7 protein-coding genes are annotated in these 17,857 nt (G+C 58.9%); 6 read left to right on the top strand and 1 reads right to left on the bottom strand.

Annotated features, from left to right (window positions below):
• Positions 1-209: 209 nt before the first annotated feature.
• Positions 210-2,882 (bottom strand): trehalase-like domain-containing protein, encoded by a 2,673-nt coding sequence (locus M1E17_RS09435; RefSeq protein WP_457966885.1) that lies wholly within the window; start codon positions 2,880-2,882, stop codon positions 210-212.
• A gap of 1,616 nt (positions 2,883-4,498) precedes the next feature.
• Here M1E17_RS09435 and M1E17_RS09430 point away from each other — a divergent pair.
• The 6 genes from M1E17_RS09430 (at position 4,499) to M1E17_RS09405 (ending at position 17,457) form a co-directional block, all read left to right on the top strand.
• Positions 4,499-5,533 (top strand): DUF4192 domain-containing protein, encoded by a 1,035-nt coding sequence (locus tag M1E17_RS09430; RefSeq protein WP_457966884.1) that lies wholly within the window; start codon positions 4,499-4,501, stop codon positions 5,531-5,533.
• 834 nt (positions 5,534-6,367) lie between these two features.
• A complete protein-coding gene (gene mobF / locus M1E17_RS09425) occupies positions 6,368-9,943 on the top strand; it encodes a MobF family relaxase (RefSeq protein ID WP_457966883.1) in 3,576 nt (1,191 codons plus the stop codon).
• An 859-nt stretch (positions 9,944-10,802) separates the two neighbouring features.
• Complete coding sequence (locus M1E17_RS09420; protein WP_457966882.1) at positions 10,803-11,918, top strand: hypothetical protein; 1,116 nt, start codon at positions 10,803-10,805, stop codon at positions 11,916-11,918.
• Between the two features lie 2 nt (positions 11,919-11,920).
• Entirely contained in the window at positions 11,921-12,958 is a 1,038-nt protein-coding gene (locus M1E17_RS09415) for a hypothetical protein (RefSeq protein ID WP_457966881.1), read from the top strand.
• Between the two features lie 168 nt (positions 12,959-13,126).
• A complete protein-coding gene (locus tag M1E17_RS09410) occupies positions 13,127-13,306 on the top strand; it encodes a hypothetical protein (protein ID WP_457966880.1) in 180 nt (59 codons plus the stop codon).
• A gap of 488 nt (positions 13,307-13,794) precedes the next feature.
• Positions 13,795-17,457 (top strand): NACHT domain-containing protein, encoded by a 3,663-nt coding sequence (locus M1E17_RS09405; protein ID WP_457966879.1) that lies wholly within the window; start codon positions 13,795-13,797, stop codon positions 17,455-17,457.
• Positions 17,458-17,857 lie beyond the last annotated feature (400 nt).

The following is a 17,857-nucleotide window of genomic DNA, read 5'->3' as shown; positions in this document are numbered from 1 at the left end:
CGTCCCTGAGTTTGCGAAGCTCGATGGCCCTTTTGTCATCGAGGAGTTTCCTCCTGCACAGCATGGGAAGACCGGCTGGCAGCTTCGAGGACCTGGGTTCTCTAGTTCAGGGCGTGCGATAGTCAAAGAGAGTCTGGTCCTCACTGGAGAGGGCTCCCCAGTGGCCAACCTGATGCTGAGGCAGCCACTGTTTCATCCGCGGCGCTTGTCTATGCGGGTGCAGGGCGCCGGTTCAGCTCTCTTGGCTTTTGTCGGTCCAGCAGTTGTGCGCAGCGGATCAGGCCTAGGTGGGAGTATGCCTGGGGGTGGTTACCGAGGTGTGTTTCGGTTGTGGGGTCGTATTCTTCGGACAGTAGCCCGGTTGGTCCGACCAGGTTGACCAGTTGCCCGAAGAGTTCCTCGGCGTCATCGGTGCGGCCGATCGCGAGGTAGGCCTCGATCAGCCAGGTGGTGCAGATGTGGAAACCTCCTTCGAGTCCGGGCAGCCCGTCGTCGTAGCGGTACCGGAAGACTGTGGGTCCAACGCGCAGAACGCGCTCGACAGCGTTTACGGTGGCCAGGAACCTGGGGTCGGTTACGTCGAGCAGGCCGGAGAGGCCGATGTGCAGGACTGCCGCGTCCGCGTCGGGGCTGTCGTAGGCCACAGTGTACGACGCTGTTTCCTCGTCCCAGCCCTGCTGCAGGACTTCGGTGCGGATGGCCGCGGCCGTGGGGCGCCAGAGCGGATCAGCGACCCGACCATGGCGTTCGGCTGTACGTAGGGCGCGGTCCAGCGTGAGCCAGCACATCACTTTTGTGTAGACGTGGTGGCGGGGCGGGCGCCGGGCTTCCCAGATTCCGTGGTCAGGTTCGTGCCAGCGGGCCAGGACGGCTGCGGCCATCTGTTCGAGCAGTTGCCACTGGAATTCGGTCAGGATGCCGTGGTGTTTACTCAGGGCGTGGACGAGCTCGGCGATGGGGCCGAAGACGTCCAGCTGCACTTGGTGGTCTGCGGCGTTGCCGATTCGCACCGGGCGTGACCCTGCGTATCCTGGCAGGCTTTCGATGGTGGCTTCGCTGGCCATGGGGTTCCCGGTCACTGAGTAGAGCGGGTGCAGCCACTCAGGCCCTGGAGCCTGGTCCAGAATCCGGCCGAGCCAGCGCAGGAAACCCTCGGCTTCGGCGGTGGATCCAAGATCGACCAGTGCTTTGACGGTCATGGAACCGTCCCGCAGCCAGCAGTAGCGGTAGTCCCAATTGCGGATCCCGCCGATTCCTTCGGGCAGGGAGGTGGTGGGCGCTGCCAAGACTCCGCCCGTGGGTTCGTGCACCATGGCCCGGAGTGCCAGTGCGGAGCGTTTGACGAGGGAGGGTTTGATGGTTGGGAGATTCAGTTTGCGCACCCACGCCAGGGATGCTGCTGCGACCTCGGCCCGCCGCACGGGCTCTCCGGCGGTGTCGAGCACAAAAGCTTCGGTCTCTCCGCAGCGGAGGTTCAGGACGACCGGGCCGTGGCGCAGGTCCGCCTCGGCTGTGGCGGTGGCGTGACGGTTGTCGGTGGTGACCGTGAAGCTGACCCCGGGGGCGTGCAGGATTATGCGGTCAGCGGTGCCGAGAACGTGGAGGTCATGGTTCCGGACCTCCATATTGAAGGGGGCGTTGGTATAGTCCGGTCGTGGTGCGAAGGTGATCCTGGCTGTGCCCGTGCCGGTGAGCACCCTGACAAGGCTGGTGAGCCCGTCCGGTGAGGGTTCGAGGTAGTCGGTGACGGTGATGTCCGCCCAGCGGGTCTCGACGATCATGGTGTTGTCGACGTAGCGTTGCCCGAGCACCGGGGATTCCTTGACCGGTTCAACGCTGAAATGCCCTGCGGCATCTCCGCCGAGGATGTGGGCGAACACGGACCCGGAGTCCGGCAAAGGGTGTGTCATCCAGCAGATTTTGGCATCCGGGGTTACCAGAGCGGTGGTGGAACCGTTCCCCAACAGCGAATGACGCTCCAAGCCCACGGCATCCTCGCCGAACAGCCAGGCACGGCGGAGTTCAAAGAGTACCGCCAGGACCACGGCGAAGGCATCCGGATCCGGCAGCCGGTGCCCGTCCCCGGGTCCGTCTCCCACGCGCAGGCCCAGGTCAGGACCCCGCAGCGTGGCGAGGGCATCCTCGTCGCTGGGACCGTCCCCGGCATAGAGCGCGGCGCTGATGCCCAGCTGGGACCGCAGCCGTTCGAGTGCCTTGCCCTTGCCGGGCTCCACCAGGGACAGGTCCAGGACGGTGCCGTCCGCAATGAAAAACATCCCGCGGTCCCGTGCGATCTGCTCGGCTTTGGCCCTCACCCTGGCGGCGAGGTCCGCCGGCTTCCCGACAAGGTGGACTGAGACCGCGGCGGGTTTGCGCTGGATTCTCTCGATCCTGAAATCCTTTTCGGCGCTCACTACTTGGGTCAGGGCGTCAGTGACTTCCTGAAGGATCGGTGGAGTGGTTGCTGGCTGCTCGTACAGGAAATTCATGTCAAATTCCGCGCCATAAGAACCCACCAGATGGACTTCGGCCGGTAACCGGGACACCGCAGCCAAATCCCGCAAAGAACGGCCCGAGATCACCGCCGCGTGGGTGTTCGGCAAGGAGGTCAGGGCACGCAGGGCAAACGAGGCGCTGCCCAACGGCAGGGCCACCCTGGAGGTCCCCACAGCGGCAGAGAGCGTCCCGTCATAACTGCAGGCCACGAGCAGGTTCGGTGTGCGCGCCAGGACCTTCAGCTCCGAGAGCAGCTGCGAGGACAGCTTCGTACCCGCGGCGTCCGACTGGACCATGGCTCGAAGCAGGTCCTGAGGCAGCGCGCCGGCAAACCTGGAAAGGCTGCCCGGCCGGCCGGGGGTTGGCCGGCTACCCGAGGCGCTCATTGGAGTTCGATGTCACGAAGCAGAATTGAGAGGAGTTGCTTCCGGTCAGAAGCGGGGCTCGGCAGCATCCAACCGGTCTCACGTACATCATTTTTTCACGGCAAACCATCGTCTCAGCGTGATTCTCGCAGGGCATCGGTGTCAAGGGTTTCGGGCTGGTAGCTGTTGCCTTGAGGCTGGTGACGTCGGCGTCGTGGATGAATCCGGTCGTTCACGGCGAGGCGATGTCAGGTTCCGAAGACGTTGTCCCTTCAGGCGAACGGGGTGGACGTCAGGATCATGGAGGCTTGTTCGCAGCGGCTGCAGACGATTCCCCAAGAAGCCACTGCTACACCTGTGCATATTCGTTGCAACTATTGGTGGCTTATGAACAACGTTGTAGGGCCGGGCCTGCTTAGTTGGGGCGAACACGGCCCTTTGTATAGCCGGACTCGTTGTGTCCGGAGAACCTCCGCACCAGCGTTTTCGTCCGGTTGGGGCACACCCCAATCTGACGTCAGGGGCTCTACCAGGTACTGTCACAACAGAATCTACCCTTTTCTTTCCTGACAGATCACGAGTCGGTCTCAGAATTCAACCTGACAACTGGAGGCTGAAGGTCTCTCCCTTGGGAGCTGGAACTCGCTCTGATGGTCCGGCGGGGCGGGGCCATCGATAAGTTGGTCAGTTCAGGCGGGTCATTCCCTTCCGGCGAGGGCCTGGGTGAGGCAGAAGGAGTCGCCACTGGTCTGACAGACGTGGGCGTGGCTAAAGAGTCTGTCAGCGGTGGCGGTGGCGAGGGTTCTGGACATGAGTTCGTCGAGGCCTGCCGGGTGCAGTGGATCTGATCGCCCCGCAACGTTTTTCGTAAGCTGCGTCCAGGACACGGTATAGGCCCTCGGTAGCGTCTGGGGCCGCCGACAGGGGCATATGTCGTCAATGATCACGAGCTCGCGCGCGCAGAATCCTGGAGCCCTCCTGGGTAACTTTGTCATGGGGCCGTGCGCGGGGATTAGGACGAAGAGGTCTCCGAGCCTGAACCAGACGACGTGTCCCCGCCTGGAGGGCCTGCTAGCGGCCTCTTGCCAGGTCTTCATTCTCGATGGCCATGGCAGGGGTGAGGAGGAAACGCCCCATCTCGCGTCCCGGATGACCGATAAGGACCACTCGAATCCCATGACCAACTCATTGCCTGTCCATCGGCGCCTGTAAAGCGTTCCTCATCGGCACATGCTTGATTCCTCGACGGCCAAATGTCAACCCACACCAACGCCGGCTGCTTGGGCAAATCGTTCCGTCGTCGGTGAGCAGGCAGAACGCATCTTGGAGCGCTGCGGCGCCAAAGAAAACTATCGAGGCGAGTCTCCTTTTTCTTCGCTTCAAGAAGGTAATCATGCTGCGAGATTCAAGCATCTCCATGAATGACGGGAAGCAATATTGCTTTTGTCATTCTGAAAATCCAACATCGCTGGACCGGTCCTGCGCACAACCTCAGCCAATCGCTGGGCGAGCTAGCGCCGTATGCCCGATTACCTGAATTCGTTACCGCATGTCCTGTCCTTCGATCTCCTTTTCAGGATGCCCGAACATCAACGGCCCGGGCACCAGGCCCGCGCCGCGTTCAAAGGAGCAGGAACATGGAATCGCTCAGCATCAAAACCCCAGCCGATGTCCTCAGTTTCGTTGGACATACTCTCGGCTTCTGGCCCAAGGAGAGTCTGGTCTGCATCACATTGAATCAAAAGAATATGGTCGGGGCTACGCTGCGGGTGGATCTGCCCAAGAGCGAGGACGGGCTCTTCTCCTACGCCCAAACAGTCGCGGGCTACATCCAGAAGGACGCGAATGCCTCGACTGTCCTCTTCGCCGTCTACACCGAGAAGCCTTGGGAGATTGGTGAGGAGAAACCCCATGCTCACACCGTCGCGGCTCTGACTGGCGCCCTCGCCCAGCAAGGTATTTCCATTCGAGACGGACTGCTTGTGGGAAACGAGGCGTGCCTGCCCTACGACAGCGATCGCTTGAACGGCCCTTCAATCCCCCTGGCGGCAACGCAGTCCAGCGAAATCAATGCCGAGTTCGTGTACCGCGGGAGCCAAATCGAACCACAGGGGATCAGTTTACCTGCCTCAACCAAGGAGACCCTGACGACGGATGCAGTCCTGGACCGCATGGAGGAAATTCGACGACTTCCTGCTCAAGAAGCGTTAGACGAAGCCCGCGCACTCTGGGGGTCCATGCTGCAGGGGAAGACCTATCCCACGGACGAGGAGACCGTAAGTCTAATTGCGAGCTTCCAGTTCGCCGGTATCCGCGATCGGCTCATGGCAGACATCCCGGGAATAGACGAACCCATGGTCGAAGTCCTCCTGGCGCAGACCGAGGCGAAACCACAATGGTCAAGGGTTGAATGGGCGCAGCAACTGCTCCTACATGCCTACACGCACAGCAGCACCCAACACTCCGCAGCATTGTTGACCACAGTCGGGTACATCAACTGGTGGGAAGGCCGAGGCAGCAAGGCCCACCAATTCCTGCAGCTCGCACTCGAAGCAGACCCCGCCTATCGCCTGGCCCGGCTCAGTGACCATATGGTCGCACAGGGAATGCTCGCGCCCTGGAGCACAGACAGGAACAAGGCATACGGACCGAGGGGGCTCGAAGCTTCCTAACCACAGCCTTCACTCGCCACATTCCGAAGAACCGCCGACTCGCCGTCGACGGTTCTTTTCTGCCTTCAGCAAGCACTAACTTCTTTGCCCTTCGCACACAAAGCCCCTCCCCCCAAATGCTCGACCGCCAGTACCGACGATGACATGTGCCCAGCAGCCACCCTTCACTCCCTCAAGCGCCCCCATCGACAGGCCCACAGCGCATTCACACCTCTGGCATCCAAGGCCGACGCCGTGGTCGTCGACTCACGCCAAGTCATGTTGCACACAGGCACCACGCTGATGAATGAACGTGAAGAGGAAGATATGCGAAGAGTGCCGAATGGGCTTCGAGCCGTCTCGCAAGACGCAACGGTTCTGCTGCACCCGCTGTGCCGATAGACAGCGTGATCGACGACGGCGGAAACGGAACCAGAGCGGTGGGGTTCAGACCAATGACTCCTATCCGGCACAGTTCCTCAGCACATCCGAAGCTTTAAGCCATTCCCGACCAGCCCTTGAACCTCGTGCTACCAGTGGACGACACAATGCGGCAATCAAGCAATTCCAGCAGACTATCGATGCGCTTCAGACACAGCTGCGGTCCCAATCCTTGGATTTGGACCACGTCGAAGCTGACAACGCAGAGAAACAAGCACGCATAAGCGTCCTCCAAGGAGAGCTCGCCCACCTGAAGAGGGCACAGCGAATAAATGTCCAGGATCTAGCCCACGTCGCCGCAAGGCTTGTAGCCATCACCCAAGCAAAACAGGTGCCCCTGGACACCAAGACGATAGAAATCCTCCGCCGTCGAGGCTGGATCTCTAACAAGCGCCGAACGGAAGTAGGACGGCGATGACCATGTCCATCGCCCGTCTCTCCGTTCAGTCGGGCCTGAAGTACCTCTTCAAAACGACGATGATGGACGACGTCACCGTCACTCCCCCGGACGCCACCAGCTATTACATGAAAGCGGGAACACCTCAGGGCAGATGGCTTGGCTCAGGCCTTAGCGGCATTGACCGCACTGCCGGAGATATCGTCACGGAGACCGATGCCAAGGCACTTTTCGACCACGCCGTCCATCCAGACACCGGAGCCCCGTTAGGTCGGCCACACGGCCAACCCACCCTCGTTCAGACCAGCCAAGGCCACACAACCAAGCGTCATGCCGTCGTCGGATTCGACCTTACGTTCAGCGTCCCGAAGTCAGTCTCGGTCCTCTGGGCCCTTAGCCCCCGCACCATGCAGGACCAGATCCTCCAAACGCACCATGAAGCCGTAACAGCCACCCTCCATTGGCTCGAGGAGAACGTCATCCACACACGAGCGGGGCGCAACGGCGTCGCCCGCATCGGCACGAATGGCGCCATCGCTGCTGCTTTCGACCACTGGGAGTCCCGGGCCGGAGACCCGCAGTTACACACCCACTTAGTCATAGCCAACCGCGTTCAGCGCATCACCGACGGCGCCTGGGTCACCTTGGACTCCCGGACCCTCTACAAAGCGGCCGTCGCTGCCAGCGAGCACTACAACGGACTCCTCTTCGATGCCCTGCACCGGAACCTCGCGACGGACGCCGAGATCCGGAAACCGGCAACCAACACACACAACCCAACCCAACAGCTCATCGGCGTCGACGACCAACTGATTCGCGAGTTCTCCAACCGATCCCGGCTCATCGACCTGGAAACCGACCGACTCGTCTCCCTCTGGACTGAGGAACATGGCAAACGTCCAAGCGCTACTACAACAGTGAAACTCAGGCAGCAGGCCACGCTCTCAACGCGAGCGCCTAAAGCTGAGTCAGTCGCTCCGCTTCGCGTGCTCTCTCGGCAGTGGCAGGCACGCGCAATCGCTAGGGGCTACGACCCTAGCCGCATTCTCCTCGAGACGGTCCGGCGCTCGCAAAGCTCCCCGTTCCGCAGCTGCGACTTCACCGTGAACTGGGTGGAAGCCGTTGCTTCCATTGCCAAGGACCGTGTGGCGGCCAAACGCTCCACCTGGAACCGGTGGAATCTGCTGGCCGAGGCAGAACGGGTCTGCGCCGCAGTCCGCTGCCAAGCGCCCGGGGACCGCAACAGCTTGATCGGTGCCATTGCTACCGCCGCCGAGAGGCAGTCCGTCCCACTCAATGAGTGCCGATACAGGGTCGATCCCGACGCGGCGCCTAAGCTGCGCCTCGGGAAGCAGAGCGTCTTTGATTTCCAAGGCGCACGACTTTACACCGACGCCACAACGCTCGCCGCTGAGGATGTCGTTATGGAAGCAAGGAACGACGACGGCGGCCCTGCCGTGCGTGCTACCGTCACCATGGAGTCGCTCGCCACCTACAGGCATCACGGCCGCTTTGAGCTATACGCGGACCAGCGCGGTGCCGCTGCCCAGGTTCTTCTAAGTGGCAACCGGCTCGACGCCGTCGTGGGGCCGGCCGGCACGGGTAAGACGACCACCCTTGGTGCGGTAAAGACGGCGTGGGAATCAGAGTTTGGGCCTGGAAGCGTTGTGGGACTGGCGCCGGCCGCGGCGAGCGCCGAGGTTCTCGGACGGGAGCTGACTATGGACACGGAGAACGTCGCCAAGTGGCTCTATGAGTCCGTGGGTCAAGGAGCCAGTTATCGAGCGTCGCGATTTTTCGAGATGGAGCGCCGCCTCGAGGCCGAGGCGAATCCCCTTAGCTTCCGACGAACGCGTCTGGCACAAGAAACAGCTCGGTTGGCCGCCGAACAGAACAGGTGGCGCTTTCATCCGAACCAGCTTGTCGTCGTCGATGAAGCCTCAATGGTGTCCACGATTCAGCTCTCCGCCTTGGTATCTCAGGCACGAGATGCGGGGGCCAAGATCCTCTTGGTAGGAGACCCTGCCCAGCTGGATGCCATCGACGCGGGCGGGGTCCTCGGGTGGCTGGACCGGCAAGGAAAGACGGCGAGGCTAAGTACGATTTGGCGGTTCGAGCAGGCGTGGGAACGGGAGGCGTCGCTAAAGCTCCGCTCAGGCGATTACGCTGCCATCGACGACTACGATCAGCACGAGCGTATCCGGCACGGCTCCTATGTCAACATGGTCGACCAGGCCTACGTGAACTGGCAATCCGATATCCAATCCGGAAACTCGTCCATCCTCATAGCGGCAGACAATGACACAGTCGGCATCCTCAACGAACGTGCCCAGGCCGATCTGGTGATCCAGGGGGTCGTGGACGCGGAGCAGACCGTCCTGCTCAGCGACGGGCTCCATGCCGGCCGCGGCGACACGATCATCGTCCGTCACAACGACCGCACCATCTGGGACAGTAACGGAGACTTCGTTCGCAACGGAACCATGTTCGATGTCGGACGCGTCGCCAAGCGCGACGGCTCCCTCGTAGCAGTTCGCAGGGACACAGGAGGCGTTGTTACCTTGCGCCGCGACTACGTTCAGTCCGCGGTTGAGTTGGGGTACGCCACAACCGCACACCGTTCCCAGGGCCTCACGGTGGACACCGGCCACACCGTCGTCACGCAGGGGCGGCTCACCCGTGAACTCCTGTATGTGAGCATGACCCGGGGGCGCATCGGTAATCACGCATACGTCAGCCAAAACGATCCGCTTGATCACGATCCTTTGGACCCGTCGGTGCAACCGTCGTGGCGCGAGATCTTGGGGGAGGTCCTCGCTGCAGAAGGTGCTGAGCGCACTGCCCATGAGGTCCGCGAGGCCGAACATTCCAAAGCCGATAGCTTGCAGCGGCTTAGCGCCGAGTACGACTACCTTGCCCAAATCGCAGCCGGTGAGGATCTGGCTGAGTTCCTTCAGTCCCGTGCGCCGGAGCGGACCAACGAGATCCAGCAATCTCCCTCGTGGGGTGCGACTGTTGCAGCCTGGCGCCGCTGCTCAGGAATCAGCCGCCCAAGCGCCCAGCGAGTTGTGCTCGAAACGTTGGAAACAAGCTTGTCGGCTAGAGATCTTGCGTCTGTCCTTCACTCCCGACTTCGGGGACTTCTCTCTCGCTTGCCTTCAGATGGATTCACAACGATTCCTGAGGTTCTTCACCCGAGCCGCTCCGATCTGAGAGACATGATTCGCCAAGTGGCAGAACGAATGCAGCGTCGGACAGACGATGTCGCGGAAGCCGCATTGCTGCAGGAGACCGAGTGGAAGCGAGACCTATTGCAGCGCCTCGGACGGGAGGCAGAGCCCGAAGAAGCTAGACGTCTTGTTCGCGAAGTCGCTATCTTCCGAGATAGGTGGGGGGTCGAAGACTCTCCGCTTGCGCTCGGCCCAGTGGCGCCGGACTACGAATCGGAACAGCAAGCGCAGCGGGCGAGCATCGAGCGTCAAATGTCTCAAGCCGCTCCCCTCGCTTCAGCCGGATCTCAGCAGCTGGGGGCATGGATGAAGGCGCCGAGTCAGCGCGAGGCAAGTCTTATCAATGTCGGATGGCAGCTCTAAACTGGGCAGCGAAAGGAACCCATGACCTCGAACCCAGTCCTCAAGCCCAAGATTGCGACACCCGCGCTGATTTTGGCCACGGCGACGGTGTCGATTGCAGCTGGTTTCTTCTTGACAACCTTGACTGCCGGAGTATCCTCTGGCGGGATTCTCATGATTGTTGGCCTCGCAATACTCTTGGCGGTGGCCGCCTTGGGCGTCCTTTGGCTGACTCGTTTTCGCCGCCGCCGAGCTTGGGTGATGGCCGCCGAACGAAGGTGGCATCACTTCGAGGACGCAAGGCGGAATCATAGGACGACCACCGAAATCACGGTTCTCAGTGTCGACGCTCTGGAGCCGACTGGATCCTGGATCACTATCAACTGGAACCGTTTCGACCATGTTCAACCTGCATGGATCGAGGCTTTGCCAGACCCCATCTGGCCAGGATCCGTTCTGTTGATTTCGCCAGACCCCGCCCAAGTCCGGCCGGGTCTGCCATGGCCACAAACGTACTATATTAGCGGCCCGAACACATTTGCCTGGGCCCCGCAAGCAGAACCGATCAGGAAACCGCGGAAGTTCCCAGATCGGGCTCACCTTTAGCCATTCGTCGATACGGTCGTTCGGGGTGTCACCAGCGACCGGTCAGCGACATGGCTGAGCGCACCCTATGCTGTCGTGGGTGACCACCGTGTAGCTGAGCCGCCAGCGTCCCCGATCGTCGTCCGACAGCTGGGATTGGCCCAGTACCCGCATATGCCGGCGAAGGACAGCAGATCTTCTTGTTCTTGTTCCGTCCTTCGGCGCCCCTACGGGTCGGATGCGTACTAGAGTTACCCCATCAACTTCAGATGCGAAAGAGGCGGTGCGGTACCGTATGGCGAACCTGTCGTCCGGCGGCGCTGCCGATCATATTTCAAGTTCCTTCGACAGGAGACTGTGGGCCCTTGCACTTAATAAGGGTGTGCCTGAATCCCTCCTTCGCGCTCATGACGGCGTGGGTTTGGAGCGCGGCGAGCAGCTAGCTTTTGAGACCGTGATGTGTGACGGCGACCCAGTCGACATGCTCTTTGGGCCTGATTCCGGTTTCCCAAAAGTGACCAACGGGACAAGCAGTCTCATGAAGATCTTCGACGATGATGGAGACTTCGTTGTTGCCAGTTGGGCGACAGCACAAATTGGTGTCTTCCACATCAGCGGGTCAGTTCCCACAAGCGATCGCCGTTGGAGCCGCGTCAATCGAGCCATTTCTCGTGCACCGGAAGTTATGCGGTGCTTCCTCAACGAGGATAAGTTCCGTCAGCTTGCCAGAAAGCTGGATTCCATAGGTCGCCCGGAAGTAGTTCGCATGGCCGCCTGGCGGCAGTCAGATGCTTCATCGCTCAACAGGGGATGGCCAGCCAAATCCGAATCTCTGAGATACACACCTGACGATGTGTTCGACCTTGCGAGCATGGAAGGCGCATCCGTTCGTTCATTGACAGTCTCCATCGAGAACGAACTGCATTGTCATCTTCGGCGTACGAGCGGGGCTACTTTCTATTCGGGACAATTCCGCGCGTTTACGGCCAATATTCTTGACGCCTTCGCTGAGTACTCGGCTGAACGGCTTGAGCTCCTGTCGAATCGACAACGTGCCGTCAACGGGCCCCTCGGACTCCCGCTTACCATCAACTTGGCCGAGCAGGTCTTCTCCGATGCCGGGGACACGGAGCGCCTACGCCGCCTAATGGAAGATGGGCAGCACACCTCGGTGGCCGTCCTACATGACAATCCCTACCTTCATCTGATGGTCGCCGATCATGCTGACGGATCCACTTTCGACGTTGTGGTTACTTCACCCGATGCGGTAGATATCTATCCCAGTTTCCGCTCGAGTGCGTCCTCCCTGGCCCGCCTTGTTCAGCGAATCGGAGAACACTTTTCCGCCGAAAGAATCGAAGAAGCAGCCCCGCGGGAGCGCGTTTCTCTCGATAACCTGGTGGGCGCATAAGGATGCCTCGCAGTCTCGAAAGCCTCGCATCTCTGCGTGAGGGCTATCGCCGATATGACGAATACGTCGACGTAGTATCGTGCTTCGAATGGATGTTTGCGGGGGATGCGAAGGACCTTCCCGAAACCGTAAAACACTTCGAGCGGTATCCAAAGTGCATGGTTTCAAATGCAGGAGCTTCACCGCGCACCGTCACACCGGATTTCGTCGTTGTATTCCATGACGATTCAGTCCTAGTCGGAGAAATTGCTTCGATAGCGAGACACGAGAACTCCGTCGACAAGCTTTGCAGCCAGCTGCTGGCCTACGAAAACATAGCCGAAGTGTCGCTAGCTGATGGTTCCGCGGTGGCCCCGAGCAGGATAGACGTCATGTGGCTCGTGCCAGTTGAGCTGTCTAACGACGCTTGCACACGAGTCTTGGATGACCGGCTCCAGAACCCTGATCATTCCTATAAACCTCGAAAAGCGCCTTGCATCGTGCAATACGCAAGGCTCACCCACAAGTATACTTTCGCCCGGATACCTCGTCCGGATAACGGTGTGCTCCACAGCGGACTGCCAAGCATCAGCATCGCGACTTACCTAGACCGAAATCTGAACATCAAGCCCGAATACTTCGTGCACATCAAGACTTCACGGGGATTCATGAATGATCCCGCCGAACCTCTCTACCTAGCCACATACATGTACGTCCGTGTTTGGCCCCTGATCTTCGGTCCGGGCACATCCGAAGAGCGCGTCTCCAGCCAGAGCGTTTCGCAAGAACTGCAACGAACCTATAGGTACGGCAGACACAAAGAAGTCGTTACTGCACTTGAACTCCTTGCCGAGGCCGGCTTGGCGTCCAGACAATCCAATGGAACTTGGCTTGTAAAACGCAAAGTGCTGGGCAGCAAAGGTGACCGGGAAGTGCACGCCAAGATCTTGGAGCTCGTCGAATCAACCCAAGAACGCGCAAACAAACCGTCCCGCCGATCGCCTCGACAGCAGCAGATCCCGGCCCAGCTCAGCCTTTTCGATACCAACAGTCTTCCCTAAGCCACGGTGACCGCCAGGAAGTGATCCAGGCCGCCCGTCTCGAGGAGCAGACATCAAACCCTTCGTTGTTGCCTCGGATATTTTCGGGGTCTCCGCCGGTGAGATGATGGCAGCGCTTATGGCTGGCGACCGGAACCCGAAGTCCTCGCGCAGCTGGCTTGGTCGAGCATGCGGAACAAGATCACCGAACTTGAGGAGGACTTCACCCGCCGCTTTGACGAGGACCACCGCTTCCTGCTCGCCGGAATGCTGGCCCGGTCCGATGGGATCGACGCCGACATCGCCGCGCTCGACGAGCAAGTGGAGGCGTACGCGGCCATTTCGCGTGGCAGTGGAACGCCTGGATGACATCCCAAGCCCTCGGCCCCACCGCCGCCGCCACCCCTCTGGCCGAAATCGGCGTCGACATGTCTAAGCTCCCCACCCCGGGGGTAATTGTGTTCCTCGGCCGAAGTTTCCCCCGCATCAACTCCTCCGCAGGGAAAACCAGAACGGAACTCATCCACGTCCGGCAGCACGAACCTCTCGGCTACACCGTCACCCTCACCCGGCCGCCTAACACCAAAATGAACAGCAACACCTGGCGATCCATCCCCGACGCCTCAACATGCGCCCATCTAACGCACGTCATCTCACTTCGGACTCGACGCGACAGACACCCCAAGGGGTCCTCGGCAATGCTGCTGGGTGTTTCGGACGCTGGCCACGGATCCGGTCTGTCAGCTAGGTCGCCACCTTTGGGATCTCGTTCAGGAGGACGGGATAGGTTATGTTGTACGATCCGAGGACTAACAGCGTTGCCCTACCCGAGCCATTTCATTAGTGAACGGACCTCAATGACGAACCGCCCTCACGCTGCGAATTTCAGACCTTTCGTGTTCAAAGATGCTGTTGAGTTACTGGACGGGAAGTCATCCCAGATAATCGATGTGAGTGACCGCGTGGCGACGGCGGCGATCTTGACCGCAGGAGTTGCGGGTGCATCGGGTGCTTTTAGTCTTCTTGGGCCAAAGAATGCGCTAGTCAAGGCCTGCGAGCAGATTCAGGGACGCATCCCAAATGAAGTTTCTGGAAGCAGCGGAATCGATCGCACCCGCCTTCTCGTTGCGGCACATTCCATATTGGTTATCACGAGTTTCTTCGACGCCGCTTCTCTGATACAGGTCCGCATCCCGGATGCAGATGTGAAACTTACGGGCAAGGAAGAACTTCAAGTAGCTCTGCGGGACAAGGCCGGGGCAAAGTTGAACAATTTGGTCGATTTCCTGATGACCTCTGAAATTCCATATCCGAAGCCCGAACTGGCACCGGGTCAACTTCACGGCCATCTGGGGGATTTTTACGACAACTTGTCGGCCAGCCTCGCTAATTACTGCAAGGGCCTCCGGTTCTGGGACAGCCTGGACGACCGCATGCGCCGGGCGGTGGAGCGTTACTTCGAAGAGGACGTTCCTGGGCTGGCCTTAGTCGGCTACCAGGACTCTCTAAGGAAACTTGCATCCCAAGTCCACGAGTTTGAGATTTGGCTAAATCAACTTGCCGCGCAAGGAATTATCGGTTCCATTCGTGATCAGGGCGCGGTCGCATCGGAGAAACTTGACCTGCTACTAGCCGGACAACGTCAGGCTTCACAGCAGTTTGATGACCTTCAGAGCTTCCTTAGTCGGGTGGCCGCTGACCTCCCTGTCCCTTCAACAAGGACCTCTGACCTTGTCCGCAGAATTTACTCAGTAACCCAACTTTCACTTATACCTCCTGACGTTTCTCGGCTGAAGGAAGGGTCAGGTGCATCCATTCCTTCGTTATCAGAGCTGTATATAGAGCCACCTTTCAAGGTCATAACTGGCCGGAGCCAGGCAAACGTAAGCAAAGAGGAATGGTGGAGAACCGTCGAACCTCGACACAACATTGATGACTTCTTCAGCGCATACTTGACGACTTCGCCAGCCGCATTTACCAGTCCGCTTTTAGTACTTGGTCATCCCGGCTCGGGTAAGTCTTCCTTGACACGAGTTTTGGCTGCCCGGCTACCCGAGACAATGTATGTCCCAATCCGAGTGGAGCTGAGGAGAGTTACGCCATCGCATGGGATCGAGGTGCAGATCGAGGAGGGCCTATCTTCGCTTCTGGGCCGAACGACGACATGGAGTGAATTCAGGCAGGCTACCGACCTGACCCCTGTCATCTTTCTCGACGGGCTTGATGAATTGATACAGGCGAGCGAAGAAAGGCAAGCAGACTACCTCGAACAGGTTGAGCTTTTTCAGCAACGCGAGCTTGCATATGGTGGGGCTTACGTGATTGTTACCAGTAGGACCGTCGTAGCAGATCAGACAAGAATTCCTCCAAATGCAATTGTGCTGAAGATTGATGACTTCAGTTCTCCCGAAATATCAGCATTCATAGACACCTGGAATTATCTCAACCGTAAATACTTCGAAGAAGCCCGCTTACGGCCGCTTCCAAAAGAACTGCCCCGAGAGGTCGTTCAGCTAGCCGGACAGCCGCTACTGCTCTTGTTGCTCGCTCTACTTGACGCGGACAGCAACGCCTTGCAGAGCGATGTCGGTACAAGGACAAAAGCATCAACGTACCAGCAAATACTCACAACTTTCATACGTCGAGAAGTACTAAAGCATCGGCCGCAAATGGCCGACAATGAAACGCGCCAGGCGATTCAATCGGAGCTACTCAAGCTGTCATACATAGCACTCGGCATGTTCAACAGAGGTGTGCAAATGGTAAACACGAGGCAGGTGGCAGAAGACCTGACCGCACTATCTGCGGACTCTGTTCATGCTGAAGGCATCGAGAGTGTTCACAAACTGTTAGGCAGGTTTTTCTTCGTTCACCAAGCGCATTCGAATTCGTCGGAAGGCCTGCAAAACGCCTATGAGTTCCTGCATTCGACCTTTGGCGAGTATCTGGTGGCTCATCTAGCGCACGAAGTGCTCAAAGAGGTACACGATGACGTGAACCGTTTGTCACGCGCACGCTTTGCCGGTGCCCGTAATGCTGATCAATGGGCATCCACGCTCTTCGCCTTCCAACCTTTTAGTCAGAGACTGCAGGTCTTAGACTTTTTCGCGGAACTTTCAGCAGAGAGCCCGCCTCCTGGCGACATGTCTGACTTGTTGATCACGCTGGCAATTGAACGACTCGAGGCTGGAAGTAACCACATGTCACTTCAACGGCCATACAAACCTACGGACTTGACCCATTCAGCCATGCTCGCCACATACACTTGCAATCTGATCCTTCTGGCGTGCTGCATTCGTGGGGATGACAGCGCGGAATTGGTTGGGTCGCGGACATTGGTTCCGTCGGTCCAGAGATGGGACTCCCTCGTACACTTTTGGAAATCACAGTTGGACAGCTCCGCTTGGGGACAGCTTAGCCAAGTTCTATGGGCACGATCGAGCAATGTACTGCCTGAGAATCAGGGGTCATCTCAAGACGTCGAAATCGGCTTGGAGTTTCTGACGCCTGCAAGCAGCAGTATCTACTACCTGACCCCCATCTCGGAGAGTGTGGATACCTCAGTAGAGACTCTTCAGATGGTACTGACGGAGACCTCCACCGTGGAACAATCGAGGCAACTGCTGTCAGGCGATACCTCCTATGCGCTTAAGGGGGTCGTGTCCGCAGAGTTCAGAGTTTACTTCCTTGCATTCCAAAAGGTTCATCTTGTGTTCGACGTCGATGACCTGTTGGCTCAGCTCCAGAATTCCAGTCTCAAAATCGTGCCTATAGACTTGGTGGATCCAGCGCTGAGGTTCCTGATAAACGAGCCAGCCTGCACGGCATGGCTGACCCGACATCTTCGAGTCATCCTCACGTCGCCACTTATTGACCAATTTCAGCTTTCCACGTTGGAGCAACTCGTCGACGCCGTGTTTGTCAACCCGCCTGAAGACCTAGGGCTGCTAGCCCAAGTTATTGATGCCATAGTCGATGCGGATATGGGCTTCAACACTTATCGGCTGATTGACTTGGCAGTTCCGCGAAGAATTCGAACTGAATTCCTGAAGGAAAATCCTGGCTTTGCACTGCGATTTGCTGTAGCCCTCGCCAGAGGTGGTTACCATAATGAGCCAGAAAATAGCAATTGGGCTCAACTCGTTACCCATGTTCCATTGATCAGTCTCTATGACGAGGATGTTGTTGCACCAATCCTTGCTATGACCCTGGCCAGAAAACATAATCTCCACAACTGGGGCACGAGTAGGGGCATAATTGAAGCAAGTGAATTGCCCGCGACAGTGCTACGACAAATGCCTATAGATGATGCGCTGTTCCTTATTCGGTGCGGGGCTCGAGACCCTAAGAACGGGATCGACAAAGTGCAACGGTTCAGCCAATCTTGGGGCGATGCGCATCGAGGCGTCCGGGAGAAGCGAATCCGAGACCTTGCTGACGCGATACGTCGGCTTTCCGAGCGTCCAATAATCAGCTTGCAAGCAGCGATCGATACCCTTACGCGAACGCCGGCCGTTTGATTAGGCCTAGAAGGAAAAGTCGTTCGGTCGGCGTATGCGTCGGCGTAAGTGCGGGCGAGGGCTAAATACCCGGCCTGAGACCGCTCCGTCTGTCCGTCGGCATCATGAAGCCGCTCTCGTTGTCTGGTATCCCCGGGAGTCGATGGACGACCGCAAGACGAACTCGTCGTCGAGCACTCAGGAGCTCCAACATTATGCGCTTGAGCTAGTCCGCCCAAGGAGGCCATAAAAGCGATGGCAGTCATGGTTCCCTGCAGCTTCAGAAACCGTCAGCCGGTTGTCCATCCGCTGTAGCCAGCCGTTCACAGGCCTTGGCCTGGAGCGATTTTCAGCGGAATCTGCCCAAGTCTGCTCCTCATTCTGCTCTCGGCGCCTCCACGGTGAAATGACTGGAAGGCTA

The sequence above is a fragment of the Arthrobacter sp. D1-29 genome, assembly GCF_054130585.1.
This window is presented reverse-complemented; position numbering and strand designations above follow the sequence as displayed.

Bases quoted from the DNA above. Each gene is read 5' to 3' on its own strand.
- M1E17_RS09435 (WP_457966885.1), bottom strand. From the start codon at position 2,882: ATGAGCGCCTCGGGTAGCCGGCCAACCCCCGGCCGGCCGGGCAGCCTT.
- M1E17_RS09430 (WP_457966884.1), top strand. From the start codon at position 4,499: ATGGAATCGCTCAGCATCAAAACCCCAGCCGATGTCCTCAGTTTCGTT.
- mobF (WP_457966883.1), top strand. From the start codon at position 6,368: ATGACCATGTCCATCGCCCGTCTCTCCGTTCAGTCGGGCCTGAAGTAC.
- M1E17_RS09420 (WP_457966882.1), top strand. From the start codon at position 10,803: ATGGCGAACCTGTCGTCCGGCGGCGCTGCCGATCATATTTCAAGTTCC.
- M1E17_RS09415 (WP_457966881.1), top strand. From the start codon at position 11,921: ATGCCTCGCAGTCTCGAAAGCCTCGCATCTCTGCGTGAGGGCTATCGC.
- M1E17_RS09410 (WP_457966880.1), top strand. From the start codon at position 13,127: ATGCGGAACAAGATCACCGAACTTGAGGAGGACTTCACCCGCCGCTTT.
- M1E17_RS09405 (WP_457966879.1), top strand. From the start codon at position 13,795: ATGACGAACCGCCCTCACGCTGCGAATTTCAGACCTTTCGTGTTCAAA.